The following is a 16,356-nucleotide window of genomic DNA, read 5'->3' as shown; positions in this document are numbered from 1 at the left end:
ACGAAAACGGCCTCCCGAAGGAGGCCGTTCGTGATCATGTCATCGGCGCCAGGCGCCGATCAGATCAGCAGCTGTAGTACAGCTCGTATTCCAGCGGGTGAACGAAGGTGCGGACCTTGATTTCTTCTTCGCTCTTCAGCTCGATGAAGGCATCGATGAAGTCGTCGGAGAACACGCCGCCCTTGGTCAGGAACGCACGGCCCTTGTCCAGCTCTTCCAGAGCTTCCTTCAGGCTGCCGCAAACCTGCGGGATGTCCTTGGCCTCTTCAGGCGGCAGGTCGTACAGGTTCTTGTCGGCAGCATCGCCTGGGTGGATCTTGTTCTGGATACCGTCCAGGCCGGCCATCAGCAGGGCCGCGAAGGCCAGGTATGGGTTGGCCGATGGATCCGGGAAGCGAGCTTCGATACGGCGGGCTTTCGGGCTGCCGACGTAAGGAATACGGATCGAGGCGGAACGGTTGCGAGCCGAGTAGGCCAGCATTACCGGGGCTTCGAAGCCTGGGACCAGACGCTTGTAGGAGTTGGTCGACGGGTTGGTGAAGCCGTTCAGGGCCTTACCGTGCTTGATGATACCGCCGATGAAGTACAGGGCGGTGTCGGACAGGCCGGCATAGCCTTCACCCGAGAAGGTGTTCTTGCCGTCTTTCCAGATCGACATGTGCACGTGCATGCCCGAGCCGTTGTCGCCGTACAGAGGCTTCGGCATGAAAGTGGCGGTACGGCCGTAGGCGTCGGCAACGTTGTGCACGACGTACTTCAGTGCCTGTACTTCGTCAGCCTTCTTCACCAGGGTGTTGAACTTGACGCCGATTTCGTTCTGGCCGGCAGTCGCCACTTCGTGGTGGTGAACTTCGACGGTCTGACCCATTTCTTCCAGTGCGTTGCACATGGCGGTACGGATTTCGTGGTCGTGGTCGAACGGCGGAACCGGGAAGTAGCCGCCTTTCACGCCTGGACGGTGGCCTTTGTTGCCGCCTTCCACATCAGCGCCGGTCATCCACGAGCCTTGCTCGGAGAAGATCTTGAACATCGAGCCGGAGATGTCCGACTGGAACTTAACTTCGTCGAAGATGAAGAACTCTGGCTCCGGGCCGGCGAATACGGTGTCACCGATGCCGGTGCTCTTCAGGTACTCTTCGGCGCGCTTGGCGATGGCGCGAGGGTCACGATCGTAGCCCTGCATGCTCGACGGGTCGACGATGTCGCAGGTGATGATCAGGGTTGGCTCTTCGGTGAACGGGTCCAGTACGGCAGTTTCGTCGACCGGCATCAGGATCATGTCGGAAGCTTCGATGCCTTTCCAGCCAGCGATGGAGGAACCGTCGAACATCTTGCCGACTTCGAAGAAGTCGTCTTCCAGCGCATCACGCGACGGCATGGTCACGTGGTGCTGAATGCCTTTGGTGTCCGTGAAACGCAGATCAATCCACTTGACGTCATGATCTTTGATGAGTTGAACCGACTTCGACATGTTGTCCTCCGGATGGTCTAGAGCGCGGTGGGCCGCTGCCCTGGAAAAAGGGTGTTGCCGGGCGCGGATAGTCGGCCAAGCTTACCTGCCTCACAAGGGAGCAAATTGCATGCCAGTGCCCGAAAATGGCGAGGGCGGGATAAAAGGGGGCGTTTGCGGGCATTGGGCGCAGAGTTGGCGGGTAAAAATGCACCCTTAAGATGCGAATTTTGGTAGTTGTGCACCAATAGTGTGCATTGCTTGAATTATGTGCTTTCTTTGAGGGCCTCTTTGCGGGCTCGCCCGCTCCCACAGGTAGGGCGTAAGTCTTGAGAGCTGCGGATGGCCTGTGGGAGCTGGCTTGCCGGCGATGAGGCCGGTGCAGGCAATATAAATCCGACCTTCTGTACAAAAGTTGGTCAAATCCTGAGCAATTTCCGCTATAATTCGCGCCCCTCATTTTCGGCAGGCCCTGCGCGCGCTGTTAACCAATGAAACTTATCGTCAAAGTCTTCCCAGAAATCACCATCAAGAGCCGGCCGGTGCGCAAGCGCTTCATCCGCCAGCTCGGCAAGAACATCCGCAACGTGCTCAAGGACCTTGACCCTGAGCTCGTGGTCGATGGTGTCTGGGACAATCTCGAAGTGGTCACCCGCGTCGAAGACGAAAAAGTCCAGCGCGAGATGATCGAGCGCCTCACCTGCACCCCGGGTATCACCCACTTCCTGCAGGTAGAGGAATACCCGCTCGGCGACTTCGACGACATCGTCGCCAAGTGCAAGCAGCACTTCGGTCATCTGCTGGCCGGCAAGCACTTCGCCGTGCGCTGCAAGCGCGGCGGCCACCACGACTTCACCTCGATGGACGTCGACCGTTATGTCGGCAGCCAGTTGCGTCAGCAGTGCGGCGCAGCCGGCATCGAGCTGAAAAACCCGGAAGTGCTGGTGCGCATCGAAATCCGCGACCAGCGCCTGTACGTGATCCACAACCAGCACCAGGGCATCGGCGGCTACCCGCTGGGCGCCCTGGAGCAGACCCTGGTACTGATGTCCGGCGGCTTCGACTCCACCGTGGCGGCCTACCAGATGATGCGCCGTGGCCTGATGACCCACTTCTGCTTCTTCAACCTCGGCGGCCGTGCCCACGAGTTGGGCGTGATGGAAGTGGCCCACTACCTGTGGAAGAAGTTCGGCAGCAGCCAGCGCGTGCTGTTCATCAGCGTGCCGTTCGAGGAAGTGGTCGGCGAGATCCTCAACAAGGTCGACAACAGCTACATGGGTGTGACCCTGAAGCGCATGATGCTGCGCGGTGCCGCGCACATGGCCGACCGCCTGGAGATCGACGCGCTGGTCACCGGCGAGGCGATTTCCCAGGTGTCCAGCCAGACCCTGCCGAACCTGTCGATCATCGACTCGGCCACCGACAAGCTGGTGCTGCGCCCGCTGCTGGCCAGCCACAAGCAGGACATCATCGACCAGGCCTATGCGATCGGCACTGCCGACTTCGCCAAGCACATGCCAGAATACTGCGGCGTGATCTCGGTAAACCCGACCACCCACGCCAAGCGCCACCGCATGGAGCATGAAGAGAAGCAGTTCGACATGGCCGTGCTGGAGCGCGCTCTGGAACGCGCCCGGCTGATCTCCATCGACCATGTGATCGACGAACTGGGCAAGGACATCGAAATCGAGGAAGTGACCGAGGCGCTGCCCGGCCAGATCGTCATCGACATTCGTCACCCCGATGCCCAGGAAGACGAACCTCTGGTGCTCGACGGTATCGAAGTCCAGGCCATGCCGTTCTATGCCATCAACAGCAAGTTCAAGCAGCTGGATGCCAACCGCCAGTACTTGCTGTATTGCGACAAAGGTGTGATGAGCCGTCTGCACGCACACCACCTGCTCAGTGAGGGACATGCCAATGTGCGTGTTTATCGTCCGACATAAGACGCCAGGGCTGTATGGCGGCAGCATCCGCCATCGCCCTCCCGACCATCGGGCCCGCTGAGCCTCAAACCGTACATATTCGCCGCCTACACTGGCGGCAACCGAATCCTCTGATCGAGATACAGTTGTGATCGAAAATCTGCGTAACATCGCCATCATCGCCCACGTTGACCATGGTAAAACCACCCTGGTCGACAAACTCCTGCGCCAGTCCGGCACCCTGGAGCGTAACGAGCTCAACGACGAGCGCGTGATGGACTCCAACGACCAGGAAAAAGAGCGCGGCATTACCATTCTGGCGAAAAACACTGCCATCAACTGGAACGGCTACCACATCAACATCGTCGACACCCCCGGCCACGCCGACTTCGGTGGCGAGGTTGAGCGTGTAATGTCGATGGTCGACTCCGTGCTGCTGCTGGTCGACGCCCAGGACGGCCCGATGCCGCAAACCCGCTTCGTGACCAAGAAGGCTTTCGAAGCTGGCCTGAAGCCGATCGTCGTGATCAACAAGGTTGACCGCCCGGGCGCGCGTCCTGACTGGGTTCTGGACCAGATCTTCGACCTGTTCGACAACCTCGGTGCCACCGACGACCAGCTGGACTTCCAGGTTGTCTACGCCTCGGCCCTGAACGGCATCGCCGGCCTGGACCACACCGACATGGCCGAAGACATGACCCCGCTGTACCAGTCGATCGTCGACAACGTACCGGCGCCGAACGTTGACGTCGATGGCCCGTTCCAGATGCAGATCTCCGCTCTGGACTACAACAGCTTCCTCGGTGTTATCGGCGTTGGCCGTATCGCCCGTGGTCGTATCAAGCCGAACACCCCGGTTGTTGCCATCGACACCGAAGGCAAGAAGCGTAACGGCCGTATCCTCAAGCTGATGGGCCACCACGGCCTGCACCGCGTCGACGTTGAAGAAGCCCAGGCTGGCGACATCGTCTGCATCAGCGGTTTCGACGAGCTGTTCATCTCCGACACTCTGTGCGACATGAACAACGTCGAGGCGATGAAGCCACTGACCGTTGACGAGCCGACCGTTTCGATGACCTTCCAGGTCAACGACTCGCCGTTCTGCGGCAAGGAAGGCAAGTTCGTCACCAGCCGTAACATCAAGGAACGTCTGGACAAAGAGCTGCTGTACAACGTTGCACTGCGCGTTGAAGAGGGCGACTCGGCTGACAAGTTCAAGGTTTCCGGCCGTGGTGAGCTGCACCTGTCGGTTCTGATCGAAACCATGCGTCGTGAAGGCTTCGAGATGGCTGTAGGCCGCCCTGAAGTGATCATCCGCGAAGTCAACGGCGTGAAGCAGGAGCCGTTCGAGAACGTCACCATCGACATCCCTGAAGAATCCCAGGGCAAGGTCATGGAAGAAATGGGCCTGCGTAAAGGCGACCTGACCAACATGGCGCCGGATGGCAAGGGCCGTGTACGTCTGGAGTACAACGTACCTGCTCGTGGTCTGATCGGTTTCCGTAACCAGTTCCTGACCCTGACCAACGGTGCTGGCATCCTGACCTCGATCTTCGATCGCTACGACACCATGAAAGCCGGCCAGATGTCCGGCCGCCTGAACGGTGTACTGGTTTCGATCGAGACCGGCAAGGCGCTGACCTACTCGCTGGAAACCCTGCAGGCTCGTGGCAAGCTGTTCATCGAGCACGGTCAGGACATCTACAACGGTCAGATCATCGGCCTGAACAGCCGTGACAACGACCTGGGCGTGAACCCGACCAAGGGCAAGAAGCTCGACAACATGCGTGCTTCGGGCAAAGACGAAGTCATCGCCCTGGTACCGCCGGTTCGCCACACCCTGGAACAGGCCCTGGAATTCATCCAGGACGACGAGCTGTGCGAAGTGACTCCGAAGTCGATCCGCCTGCGCAAGAAGATCCTGGACGAAGGCGAGCGTACCCGCGCTGCCAAGAAAGCCAAGGCTTGATTGTCTAGCTTGAGCTGAAACAAAAACGCCCCCGGTCGAAAGGCCGGGGGCGTTTTTGTTTGCCTGCAGATTTTGGGGCCGCCTTGCGGCCCATCGCGACACAAGGCCGCTCCTACAAGGGACCGCGATCTCCTGTAGGAGCGGCCTTGTGTCGCGAAAGGGCTGCAACGCAGCCCCAGAATCTCAAATGCAAAGCAGGATCAGCGCCCGACCACCTTGGGCTTGTACGCACAATACCCCGGCCGCGGCCCGACCTTGGGGTGGTTGCGGCAGGTATCCGGCCGCTTGTCATAAATGGTGCACAGCCGGCTTTTACGATCCAGGTACAGGCAGTCATCATTGCTCATCCGGGTCAGGGTGAAGATCCCCGACTTCTGGTTGAAGCGTTCGATGATGCCGTCCTTCTGCAGGCGCTTGGCGATGTTCTTCGGCGGTTCGTCTTTCTCGAACTCGTCGACCACGCCGATACGGATCAGATCCTTGATCTTCACCTCCACCGGCAGGGTGCAGCAGGTCGAATGGCAGTCATGGCACATGTTGCTGGTGTAGCGCTGCCAGGTCTCCAGGCGGTCGACTTCGGCCGCGGCGATCAGGGTCGTTTTCATCGTTATGGGGGTGTATCACGGTCTTGGGGCGCGCGATCATACCGGAATTGTTCAATTTATGAACAACCTTTTGCCGTAATCGCAGAGTGGGCATGAAAACTGCGAACGCTAACTGTCACTCCCTGTCGAAGGGTCTAGGCTCAACAGTCTCCCTCCGCTTTCGTCAACTTGCCCGAGGATGCCGCATGTCCCAGGAACCCAAAGCTCGTGACGCCGAGGTGGCCGAATTTCGCGCCGCTGTACTGGACAAGCTGACCTACGCGGTCGGCAAGGACCCGGAGCACGCCTTCGACCACGACTGGTTCGAAGCCATCGCACTGGCCGCGCGCGATCACATGGTCGATCACTGGATGGACCACACCCGCCAGGCTTATCGCCGCAGCCAGAAGCGGGTCTATTACCTTTCCCTCGAATTCCTCATCGGCCGCTTGCTGTACGACAGCCTGAGCAACCTGGGCCTGCTCGACATTGCCCGTGACGCACTGGAAGGGCTGGACGTGGACCTGGAGCGCATCCGCCTGCTCGAGCCCGATGCTGCGCTGGGCAACGGTGGCCTGGGCCGCCTGGCGGCGTGCTTCATGGAGAGCATGTCGACCCTGGGCATCGCTGCTCACGGTTATGGCATCCGCTACGAGCACGGGCTGTTTCGCCAGGCCATGGTCGATGGCTGGCAGCAGGAGCAGACCGAGAACTGGCTGGACTTCGGCAACCCCTGGGAGTTCGAGCGCGCCGAGGTGATCTACCCGATCAGCTTTGGCGGCAGCGTCGAAACGGTGCACGACACCCACGGCCAGCAGCGCCAGGTGTGGTGGCCGGGCGAGACCGTGCGAGCGGTGGCCTATGACACCCCGGTAGTCGGTTGGCGCGGGGCCAGCGTCAATACCCTGCGCCTGTGGCGTGCGCGGGCGCTGGAAGAGCTGCACCTGGAACGCTTCAATGCCGGTGACCACCTGGGTGCGGTAGCCGAGGTGGCGCGGGCCGAAAGCATTTCGCGGGTGCTGTACCCGGCCGATAGCACCGAGGCGGGCCAGGAGCTGCGCCTGCGCCAGGAGTACTTCTTTGTTTCGGCTTCGTTGCAGGACCTGCTGCGCCGCCACCTGAACATGCACGACAACCTGCTCAACCTGCCGGATGCGGCGGCCATCCAGCTCAACGACACCCACCCGTCGATCGCCGTGGCCGAGCTGATGCGCCTGCTGGTCGACCAGCATGAAATCCCCTGGGATACCGCCTGGGAGCTGACCGTCGGCACCCTGGCCTACACCAACCACACCTTGCTGCCCGAAGCCCTGGAAACCTGGCCGGTGGCGCTGATGGAACGCATGCTGCCGCGGCACATGCAGATCATCTACCTGATCAACGCCTACCACATCGACGCGCTGCGGGCGAAAGGCCTGCACGACTTCGATGTGCTGCGGGCCGTGTCGCTGATCGAAGAAGACAACGGCCGCCGAGTGCGCATGGGCAACCTGGCGTTCCTCGGTTCGCACAGCGTCAACGGTGTATCGGCGCTGCACAGCAAGCTGATGAAAAGCACGGTGTTCGCCGAGCTGCACAAGCTCTACCCGCAAAGGATCAACAACAAGACCAACGGCATTACCTTCCGCCGCTGGCTGTACCAGTCCAACCCGCAGCTGACCGCCATGCTGGTCGAGGCGTTGGGCCCTGAGTTGCTGGACGATCCGGAAGGGCGCCTGGTCAATCTGGTGCCGTTCGCCGACAAGAGCGGCTTCCGCAAGCAGTTCGCCGCGCAGCGCCTGCACAGCAAGCGTGCCCTGGCCAGCATCATCCAGGACCGCCTGGGCGTTACGGTGAACCCCGAAGCGCTGTTCGATGTGCAGGTCAAGCGCATTCACGAATACAAGCGCCAGTTGCTAAACCTGCTGCACACCGTGGCGCTGTACCAGGCCATGCGCAACGACCCCGGTACCGACTGGGTGCCGCGGGTGAAGATTTTCGCCGGCAAGGCCGCGGCCAGCTATCACCAGGCCAAGCTGATCATCAAGCTGGCCAACGACATCGCCCGGGTGGTGAACAACGACCCCACCGTGCGCGGCCTGCTGAAGGTGGTATTCCTGCCCAACTACAACGTCAGCCTGGCCGAAAGCATCATCCCGGCGGCGGACCTTTCCGAGCAGATTTCCACCGCCGGTTACGAAGCCTCCGGCACCAGCAACATGAAGTTCGGCCTGAACGGCGCGCTGACCATCGGCACCCTGGATGGTGCCAACGTCGAGATGAGCGAGCAGGTGGGTACCGAAAACATGTTCATCTTCGGCCTTACCGCGCAGCAGGTGGAGGCCAGACGGCGCGACGGGGACTTTGGCGCCAGTGCGGCGATTGCCGCGTCCAGCCGCCTGAACGACGTGTTGCAGGCTGTTCGCAGCGGGGTGTTCTCGCCGGACGACCCGTCGCGCTATAGCGCGCTGATCGACGGGCTGGTGGCTCATGACCGCTTCCTGGTGTGTGCCGATTTCGATGCCTACTGGGATGCCCAGCGACGGGTCGAGGAGCTGTGGCACACGCCGCAGGAATGGTGGCGCATGGCGGTGCTGAATACCGCGCGGATGGGCTGGTTCTCCTCGGACCGGACCATTCGGGAATATGCCAGCGAGATCTGGAAGGCGCTGGATTGAGGTAGGCCTGTGCCGGCCTCTTCGCGGGCACGCCCGCTCCCACATGGACTGCACAAGGTTTCCAGGGTTGTGCAACTCCTGTGGGAGCGGGCGTGCCCGCGAATGGGCCCACAACCAGACCACCGGCCTGGCGCACGCTGAACTACCGACCTATTGTGCCGTCTGAGAGCCGTGGCGAGTCTCATCACTCGCTAGCCCGCAACTCTCCCTGTAAACTGCGGGGGTTTTTATCCCCCAATCCTTTCGGAGCCATACATGTCCCGCGTTACCCTGAGTCGCTATCTGATTGAGCAGACCCGCAGCAACAATACCCCTGCCGATCTGCGCTTCCTGATCGAAGTGGTGGCGCGTGCGTGCAAGGAAATCAGCCATCACGTGTCCAAAGGCGCCCTTGGTGGTGTGCTGGGCAGCATGGGCACTGAAAACGTGCAGGGCGAAGTCCAGAAGAAACTGGACGTGATTTCCAACGATATCCTGCTGGAAGCCAACGAGTGGGGCGGCCACCTGGCCGGCATGGCTTCCGAAGAAATGGACAACGCCTACCAGATCCCGGGCAAGTACCCGAAAGGCGCCTACCTGCTGGTCTTCGACCCGCTGGACGGCTCGTCCAACATCGACGTCAACGTTTCGGTCGGCACCATCTTCTCGGTACTTCGTTGCCCTAACGAATACCTGAGCCAGAACGAAACCCTGAACGAAAATGCCTTCCTGCAGCCAGGCACCCAGCAGGTCGCCGCCGGTTACGCAATCTACGGCCCGCAGACCATGCTGATCCTGACCCTGGGCAACGGCGTCAAGGGCTTCACCCTGGACCGCGAACTGGGCAGCTTCGTCCTCACCCACGAAAACATCCGCGTGCCGGAAAGCACCGCAGAGTTCGCCATCAACATGTCCAACCAGCGCCACTGGGAAGCCCCGGTTCAGCGCTACGTGGGCGAACTGCTGGCAGGCGAGACCGGCCCGCTGAAGAAGAACTACAACATGCGTTGGATCGCCTCGATGGTGGCCGACGTACACCGCATCCTGACCCGTGGCGGCCTGTTCATGTACCCACGTGACGCCCGCGAGCCGAGCAAGCCGGGCAAACTGCGCCTGATGTACGAAGCCAACCCGATGTCGTTCATCATCGAACAGGCCGGCGGCGCCTCCACCAACGGTTACGATCGCATCCTCGACATCCAGCCAGATAGCCTGCACCAGCGTGTGTCGGTAATCCTCGGCTCGAAGGAAGAGGTCGAGCGCGTCACCGCCTACCACAAGGAGTAAGTCATGCTCGCACCTTGGCAGCCGTTGCTGGAGTGGTGGTTCGGTTGGGGCACCAGTCCCCAGGCCGTGGCTGACGAGAAGAGCACGCTGTGGTTCGGCAAGCATCATGATGCCGACGCCCATGCGCTGTTTGGCGACCTGGTCGAGCATGCCCTGGCGGGTGGGCTCGACGAATGGCAGCAAAGCCCACAGGGCTGGCTGGGCCTGCTGATCCTGCTGGACCAGCTGCCGCGCATGATCTACCGCGACACGCCGCGTGCCTTCGAGGGCGACCGGCGGGCCCAGGTGGTGGCGATGCAAGGTTTGCAGAAAAACTGGGATTACCAGCTGCTGCCTATCCAGCGGGTGTTCGTGCTGCTGGTGCTGGAGCATGCCGAGGTGCTGGACTGGCAGAACCTGTGCGTCGAGCGCTACCAGGTGCTGCTGGACGAGCAGCCCGAAGCCAACCGCCGGTTGTTCGAAGGCTTCCTCGACTACGCCGAGCAGCACCAGCGGGTAATTGCCCGTTTCGGGCGCTTCCCGCACCGCAACCTGGTGCTGGAGCGGCCGAGTACCAGCGAAGAGATGGACTTTTTGCTGGAGCCTGGGTCCAGGTTCTGAGGTTTCGTGGCCTGCTGCGCAGGCCGTCGCGACGCAAGGCCGCTCCTTCACGGGGCGGCCTTTTTGTTTGGGCGGGGTAATTCTTTGTGATTAATCGCACAGTAGTGGCCATCCGACCAATGGCGTAGGGGTAGAGGAGGGAGGTCAGGGAACCTGGGAGGGTTTTTACCGTCGAAGGTCACTGCAGGCCACTCGCCTGTATCCCCTCTCCAGGAGTGTCCTTCATGTCGTTGCGTTCCCTCGCCCTGTTGTCGCTGTGCGTCGTCCTGACTGCCTGCAGCAAGATCAACCAGGAAAACTATTCCAAGATCAAGGCCGGTATGAACAAGGCCGAGGTCGAGCAGCTGCTCGGCACGCCGACCGAGTGCTCTGGTGCGCTGGGGATGAGCAGCTGCACCTGGGGGGACGAGAAGAGCTTCATCAGTGTGCAATACGCGGCTGACAAGGTGCTCATGTATTCAGGGCAGGGTCTCAAATGAGGCGCCTGTATCTGCTGATGGGGGTATGCCTGGCGTTGCTGCTGGGCGGTTGTGCCGGCTCCGTGCATGACCCGCTGGCACCGAAAACCGCGGGCAACATCGACCTCAAGCGCTACCAGGGCAAGTGGTACGAGCTGGCGCGCCTGCCGATGCGCTACCAGACCGGCTGCGAGCAGTCCGAAGCGCACTACAACCTCAGGCTCGATGGTAGCCTCGGCGTGCTCAACCGCTGCCGCACCATGGGTGACGAATGGCTGCGCGCCGAAGGGCATGCGAACATCCAGGAGCCGGGGCACACCGACAAATTGTGGGTCGAGTTCGACAACTGGTTCACCAAGCTGGTGCCAGGGGTGGCGAGGGGCGAGTACTGGATTCTGTATGTGGATGATCGCTACCGCACGGCGGTGGTCGGCAGCCCGGACCGCAAGCACTTGTGGATCCTGTCGCGTACGCCGACGCTACCGGCCTGGGAGCGCGAGAACCTGATGTCCAAGGCCCGGCAGCAGGGGTATGACACCAATCGGCTGATCTGGCGTGCGTCGGACCAGCAGATCGTCAAGAGGCACTGAATTTCTGGGGGCTGCTTTGCAGCCCATCGCGACACAAGGCCGCTCCTACAGGGGAACGCACATTCCTGTAGGAGCGGCCTTGTGTCGCGATGGGCCGCAAAGCGGCCCCAATGAACTCACCCCAACAGCTGTCGCAACACCTCGGCAAACGCCAACCGGCTTTGCTCTTCCTGCGCATGCCGCCCCTGGCGCACCACCCACTGCCCATTCACCATCACATCCCGCACCTGGCGATCGCCCCCGGCAAACAGCCAGCGGTTGAGAATCGCATCCCCATCGGCCATGGCGATGTAAGGGTCCTGCCCATCGAGCACCAGCCAGTCGGCGCGCTTGCCCACGGCCAGTTCCCCGACCGCCTGCCCCAGCGCCTGCGCGCCGCCCGCCAGCGCAGCGTCATACAGCGTGCGCCCGACCATCGGCTGGTCGCCGCGATACAGGCGGTTACGCCGCTGGTCGCGCAGCCGCTGGCCGTATTCCAACCAGCGCAGTTCCTCCACCACGCTCAGCGACACATGGCTGTCCGAACCAATGCCCATGCGCCCACCCTGTGCCAGATAGTCCACTGCCGGGAAAATCCCGTCGCCCAGGTTGGCCTCGGTGGTCAGGCACAGCCCGGCTACCGCGCCACTGCGGGCCATGGCGGTGACTTCATCCGGCTCGGCATGGGTGGCATGTACCAGGCACCAGCGTGGGTCCACGTCCACGTGCTCGTACAGCCACTGCAGCGGGCGCAGGCCGCTCCAGGCCAGGCAGTCGTCGACTTCCTTCTGCTGCTCGGCGATATGGATATGCACCGGGCACTGCTTGTCGCTGGCTGCCAGCACTTCGGCGATCTGCCCGGGCGTCACGGCGCGCAGCGAATGGAAGCACAGACCCAGTTGCTGCGCGGGTTGCGCGGCCAGCAGCGGGGCCAGCTGCGCTTGCAGTTGCAGGTATTGTTCGGTGGAGTTGATGAAGCGCCGTTGCCCGTCATTCGGGGCTTGGCCGCCGAAGCCTGCGTGGCTGTACAGCACCGGCAGCAAGGTCAGGCCAATGCCGCTGTCGGCTGCAGCCGCGCTGATGCGGCGGGACAGTTCGGCCGGGTCGGCGTAGGCCTTGCCGGCCTGGTCATGGTGCACGTAGTGGAACTCGGCGACCGAGGTGTAGCCGGCCTTGAGCATCTCGATGTACAGCTGACGGGCGATGACCTGCAGCTGCTCCGGGCTGATCTGGCCGACCAGGCGATACATCAGGTCGCGCCAGGTCCAGAAACTGTCGTTGGGGTTGCCGGCGACTTCCGCCAGCCCTGCCATGGCGCGCTGGAAGGCATGCGAGTGCAGGTTGGGCATGCCGGGCAGCAGCGGGCCGGCCAGCCGCTCGGCGCCTTCCGCCGAGGCACCCGGTTCGATGCGGGCCACATGGCCATCACTGGTGACCTCGATGCGGACATGGCTGGCCCAGCCCGTGGGCAGCAGGGCGCGTTCGGCGAAGTAGGCGGACATCGGTGAAAATCCTGTTATTGTTAACTTGTATATACATATACAGGCGTTTGCCTGCCGGGTAAACTGCGGCAAGCTACCGCTCATTCCATTTGCACAAGGATCCAACGCCGTGCCGACACCACCTGTCTCCGCGCTGGTTGCCCAGATGGGCGAGGGCCCGGCTCCGCTGTACGCCCGGGTCAAACAGATGATCATCCAGCAGATCGACAACGGCAGCTGGCCACCGCATCACCGGGTGCCCTCGGAGAGCGAACTGGTCAGCGAGCTGGGCTTCAGCCGCATGACCATCAACCGCGCCCTGCGCGAACTTACCGCCGAAGGCCTGCTGGTGCGCATGCAAGGGGTCGGTACCTTCGTGGCCGAGCCCAAGGGGCGTTCGGCGCTGTTCGAGGTCAACAACATCGCCGACGAGATTGCCGCGCGTGGCCACCAGCATAGCTGCCAGGTGATCACCCTCACCGAGGAAACGGCCGGTTCCGAGCGGGCCCTGGCCCTGGACATGCGCGAAGGCCAACGGGTGTTCCACTCGCTGATCGTGCATTTCGAGAACGGCGTGCCGGTGCAGATCGAGGATCGCTACGTCAATGCGGCGATTGCCCCCGACTACCTCAAGCAGGACTTCACCCGGCAGACGCCTTACGCCTACCTGTCGCAGGTGGCGCCGCTGACCGAGGGTGAGCACGTGGTCGAGGCAATCCTGGCCGAGCCGGAAGAATGCCGCCTGTTGCAGATCGAGCGGGGCGAGCCCTGCCTGCTGATCCGCCGCCGCACCTGGTCCGGCCGCCAGCCGGTGACCGCCGCGCGGCTGATCCACCCCGGTTCCCGTCATCGCCTGGAAGGACGTTTCAGTAAATGAGTCAGCTGCAGTTGTTGCGTGCGCAGGGTTACCCGCGCATGCCGTGGAAGAACGGTGGTGGTTTCACCGAAGAGATCACCCGCGACAGTGGCGAAGGCCTGGACGGCTTTGGCTGGCGCTTGTCGATTGCCGATATCGAGGAGTCCGGCGGGTTTTCCACCTTCGCCGGCTACCAGCGGATCATCACCGTGCTGCAGGGTGACGGCATGCGCCTGCTGGTCGACGGCCAGGCCAGCAGGCCGTTGCTGCCGTTCGATGCCTTCGCCTTCAGCGGCGAGAGTCAGGTCAGCTGCAAGCTGCTGGGCGGGGCGATCCGCGATTTCAACCTGATCTACGCACCGCAGCGCTACCGGGCGCGGTTGCAGTGGTTCGATGGCACCAGCCGCTTGTACAGCTCGGCGTCGACGGTGTTGCTGTTCGCTGCCAGCAGCCAGGTCGAGGTGGGTATTGCCGGGCGCGAGACGCAGCGGTTGGGGTTGTATGACTGCCTGCGGCTGGAGGGCAATGACCAGTTGTTGGGGTTGGATGTGCAGGGGCGGTTCTGCCTGATCGAACTCGTTTCACGTTGAGATAGCCGGGGGGCTGCTGCGCAGCCCTTTCGCGACGCAAGGCCGCTCCTACACGCACCGTGCATGCTTTGGCTGGCGCGGTCCCCTGTAGGAGCGGCCTTGTGTCGCGAAAGGGCCGCGCAGCGGCCCCGGGTTTTTTTGGCCGCTCAGCGGAAAAGTCCGATTATTTTGGTTGTCCATGCTTGTACATACAAGTAAAGGTGTGTTTGTATATCTACCACGACATACCCGCCCGCGGACGACCGCAGAGGACCTTTCCCGTGACCGACAACAACAAATACCGTGACGTTGAAATCCGTGCCCCACGTGGCAACAAGCTGACTGCCAAAAGCTGGCTGACCGAAGCGCCACTGCGCATGCTGATGAACAACCTCGATCCACAGGTCGCGGAAAACCCGAAAGAACTGGTGGTGTACGGCGGTATCGGCCGCGCTGCCCGTAACTGGGCGTGCTACGACAAGATCGTCGAGACCCTGACCCGCCTGGAAGACGACGAAACCCTGCTGGTGCAGTCGGGCAAGCCGGTCGGCGTGTTCAAGACCCACAGCAACGCCCCGCGCGTACTGATCGCCAACTCCAACCTGGTGCCGCACTGGGCCAACTGGGAACACTTCAACGAACTGGACGCCAAAGGCCTGGCAATGTACGGCCAGATGACCGCCGGCAGCTGGATCTACATCGGCAGCCAGGGCATCGTCCAGGGCACCTACGAAACCTTCGTCGAAGCCGGTCGCCAGCATTACGGCGGCAGCCTGAAAGGCAAGTGGGTACTGACCGCCGGCCTGGGCGGCATGGGCGGCGCCCAGCCACTGGCCGCCACCCTGGCCGGTGCCTGCTCGCTGAACATCGAATGCCAGCAGAGCCGCATCGACTTCCGTCTGGAAACCCGCTACGTCGACGAGCAGGCCACTGACCTCGACGACGCCCTGGCACGCATTGCCAAGTACACCGCCGAAGGCAAGGCCATCTCCATCGCCCTGCACGGCAACGCTGCCGAAATCCTGCCAGAGCTGGTCAAGCGTGGCGTGCGCCCGGACATGGTCACCGACCAGACCAGCGCCCACGACCCGCTGAACGGTTACCTGCCAGCCGGCTGGACCTGGGAACAGTACCGCGACCGCGCGCAGACCGAGCCGGCTGCAGTGGTCAAGGCCGCCAAGCAATCGATGGCCGTGCACGTGCAAGCCATGCTCGACTTCCAGAAGCAGGGTGTTCCGACTTTCGACTATGGCAACAACATCCGCCAGATGGCCAAGGAAGAAGGCGTGGCCAATGCCTTCGACTTCCCGGGCTTCGTGCCGGCCTACATCCGCCCGCTGTTCTGCCGTGGCATCGGCCCGTTCCGCTGGGCGGCGCTGTCCGGTGATGCCGAAGACATCTACAAGACCGACGCCAAGGTCAAGGAACTGATCCCCGACGACGCCCACCTGCACCGCTGGCTGGACATGGCTCGCGAGCGCATCAGCTTCCAGGGCCTGCCGGCACGTATCTGCTGGGTTGGCCTGGGCCTGCGCGCCAAGCTGGGCCTGGCGTTCAACGAAATGGTACGCAGCGGCGAGCTGTCGGCACCGATCGTGATCGGCCGTGACCACCTGGACTCCGGTTCGGTGTCCAGCCCCAACCGTGAAACCGAAGCCATGCGCGACGGTTCCGACGCTGTCTCCGACTGGCCGCTGCTCAACGCCCTGCTGAACACCGCCGGCGGTGCTACCTGGGTTTCGCTGCACCACGGTGGTGGCGTGGGCATGGGCTTCTCCCAGCACTCGGGCATGGTCATCGTCTGCGACGGTACCGATGAAGCCGCCGAGCGTATCGCTCGCGTGCTGACCAACGACCCAGGGACCGGTGTAATGCGTCATGCCGATGCCGGTTACGACATCGCCATCGAGTGCGCCAAGGAGCAGGGCCTGGACCTGCCGATGATCACTGGCTGATCGCCACGCTTTGGATC

Annotated in this window: 13 protein-coding genes; 10 read left to right on the top strand and 3 right to left on the bottom strand. The window is 62.3% G+C overall.

The window, feature by feature from the left end; all coding sequences use genetic code 11:
• Positions 1-64 precede the first annotated feature (64 nt).
• The gene (gene glnA / locus ABNP31_RS24365) at positions 65-1,471 is read right to left on the bottom strand and encodes a type I glutamate--ammonia ligase (protein ID WP_025340936.1); all 1,407 of its coding nucleotides are present in this window, start codon (positions 1,469-1,471) and stop codon (positions 65-67) included.
• Positions 1,472-1,941: 470 nt separating this feature from the next.
• On the opposite strand from glnA, the gene thiI reads away from it, so the two are divergent.
• Complete coding sequence (gene thiI / locus ABNP31_RS24360) at positions 1,942-3,396, top strand: tRNA uracil 4-sulfurtransferase ThiI (protein ID WP_238067022.1); 1,455 nt, start codon at positions 1,942-1,944, stop codon at positions 3,394-3,396.
• Positions 3,397-3,523: 127 nt separating this feature from the next.
• Positions 3,524-5,344, top strand: coding sequence for a translational GTPase TypA (gene typA, locus ABNP31_RS24355; protein WP_003259874.1), 1,821 nt, complete (start codon positions 3,524-3,526; stop codon positions 5,342-5,344).
• Between the two features lie 200 nt (positions 5,345-5,544).
• On the opposite strand, the gene ABNP31_RS24350 is transcribed toward typA, so the two are convergent.
• Complete coding sequence (locus ABNP31_RS24350; protein WP_350012840.1) at positions 5,545-5,949, bottom strand: YkgJ family cysteine cluster protein; 405 nt, start codon at positions 5,947-5,949, stop codon at positions 5,545-5,547.
• Between the two features lie 185 nt (positions 5,950-6,134).
• Between ABNP31_RS24350 and ABNP31_RS24345 the strand changes: the two genes are divergently transcribed.
• From ABNP31_RS24345 to ABNP31_RS24325, 5 genes are all read left to right on the top strand, one after another.
• Positions 6,135-8,585: a glycogen/starch/alpha-glucan phosphorylase gene (locus tag ABNP31_RS24345; protein WP_286100692.1), complete on the top strand. Its 2,451-nt coding sequence runs from the start codon at positions 6,135-6,137 to the stop codon at positions 8,583-8,585.
• Between the two features lie 255 nt (positions 8,586-8,840).
• Positions 8,841-9,851, top strand: a complete 1,011-nt coding sequence (locus ABNP31_RS24340; RefSeq protein WP_085704184.1) for a class 1 fructose-bisphosphatase — start codon at positions 8,841-8,843, stop codon at positions 9,849-9,851.
• Between the two features lie 3 nt (positions 9,852-9,854).
• Positions 9,855-10,451 carry a DUF924 family protein gene (locus ABNP31_RS24335; RefSeq protein ID WP_013974567.1) on the top strand — a complete coding sequence of 199 codons (597 nt, stop codon included), beginning with the start codon at positions 9,855-9,857 and terminating at the stop codon, positions 10,449-10,451.
• Positions 10,452-10,675: 224 nt separating this feature from the next.
• Complete coding sequence (gene bamE / locus ABNP31_RS24330; RefSeq protein WP_003249234.1) at positions 10,676-10,930, top strand: outer membrane protein assembly factor BamE domain-containing protein; 255 nt, start codon at positions 10,676-10,678, stop codon at positions 10,928-10,930.
• A complete protein-coding gene (locus ABNP31_RS24325; protein ID WP_085691413.1) occupies positions 10,927-11,499 on the top strand; it encodes a lipocalin family protein in 573 nt (190 codons plus the stop codon). The genes bamE and ABNP31_RS24325 overlap by 4 nt, the downstream gene beginning before the upstream one ends.
• A 116-nt stretch (positions 11,500-11,615) precedes the next feature.
• On the opposite strand, the gene ABNP31_RS24320 is transcribed toward ABNP31_RS24325, so the two are convergent.
• A complete protein-coding gene (locus ABNP31_RS24320) occupies positions 11,616-12,980 on the bottom strand; it encodes a formimidoylglutamate deiminase (protein WP_350012839.1) in 1,365 nt (454 codons plus the stop codon).
• A gap of 145 nt (positions 12,981-13,125) precedes the next feature.
• On the opposite strand from ABNP31_RS24320, the gene hutC reads away from it, so the two are divergent.
• From hutC to hutU, 3 genes are all read left to right on the top strand, one after another.
• Positions 13,126-13,836 (top strand): histidine utilization repressor, encoded by a 711-nt coding sequence (gene hutC / locus ABNP31_RS24315; protein ID WP_013974563.1) that lies wholly within the window; start codon positions 13,126-13,128, stop codon positions 13,834-13,836.
• Positions 13,833-14,405, top strand: a complete 573-nt coding sequence (locus tag ABNP31_RS24310; protein ID WP_013974562.1) for a HutD/Ves family protein — start codon at positions 13,833-13,835, stop codon at positions 14,403-14,405. Before hutC ends, ABNP31_RS24310 begins: the two co-directional genes overlap by 4 nt.
• A 260-nt stretch (positions 14,406-14,665) precedes the next feature.
• Positions 14,666-16,339 (top strand): urocanate hydratase, encoded by a 1,674-nt coding sequence (hutU, locus tag ABNP31_RS24305; RefSeq protein ID WP_013974561.1) that lies wholly within the window; start codon positions 14,666-14,668, stop codon positions 16,337-16,339.
• Positions 16,340-16,356 lie beyond the last annotated feature (17 nt).

This window comes from Pseudomonas asiatica, assembly GCF_040214835.1.
GTDB lineage: Bacteria > Pseudomonadota > Gammaproteobacteria > Pseudomonadales > Pseudomonadaceae > Aquipseudomonas > Aquipseudomonas putida_Z.
Note: the sequence above shows the minus strand (reverse complement) of the source record. Positions and strands in the feature narration are given on the sequence as shown.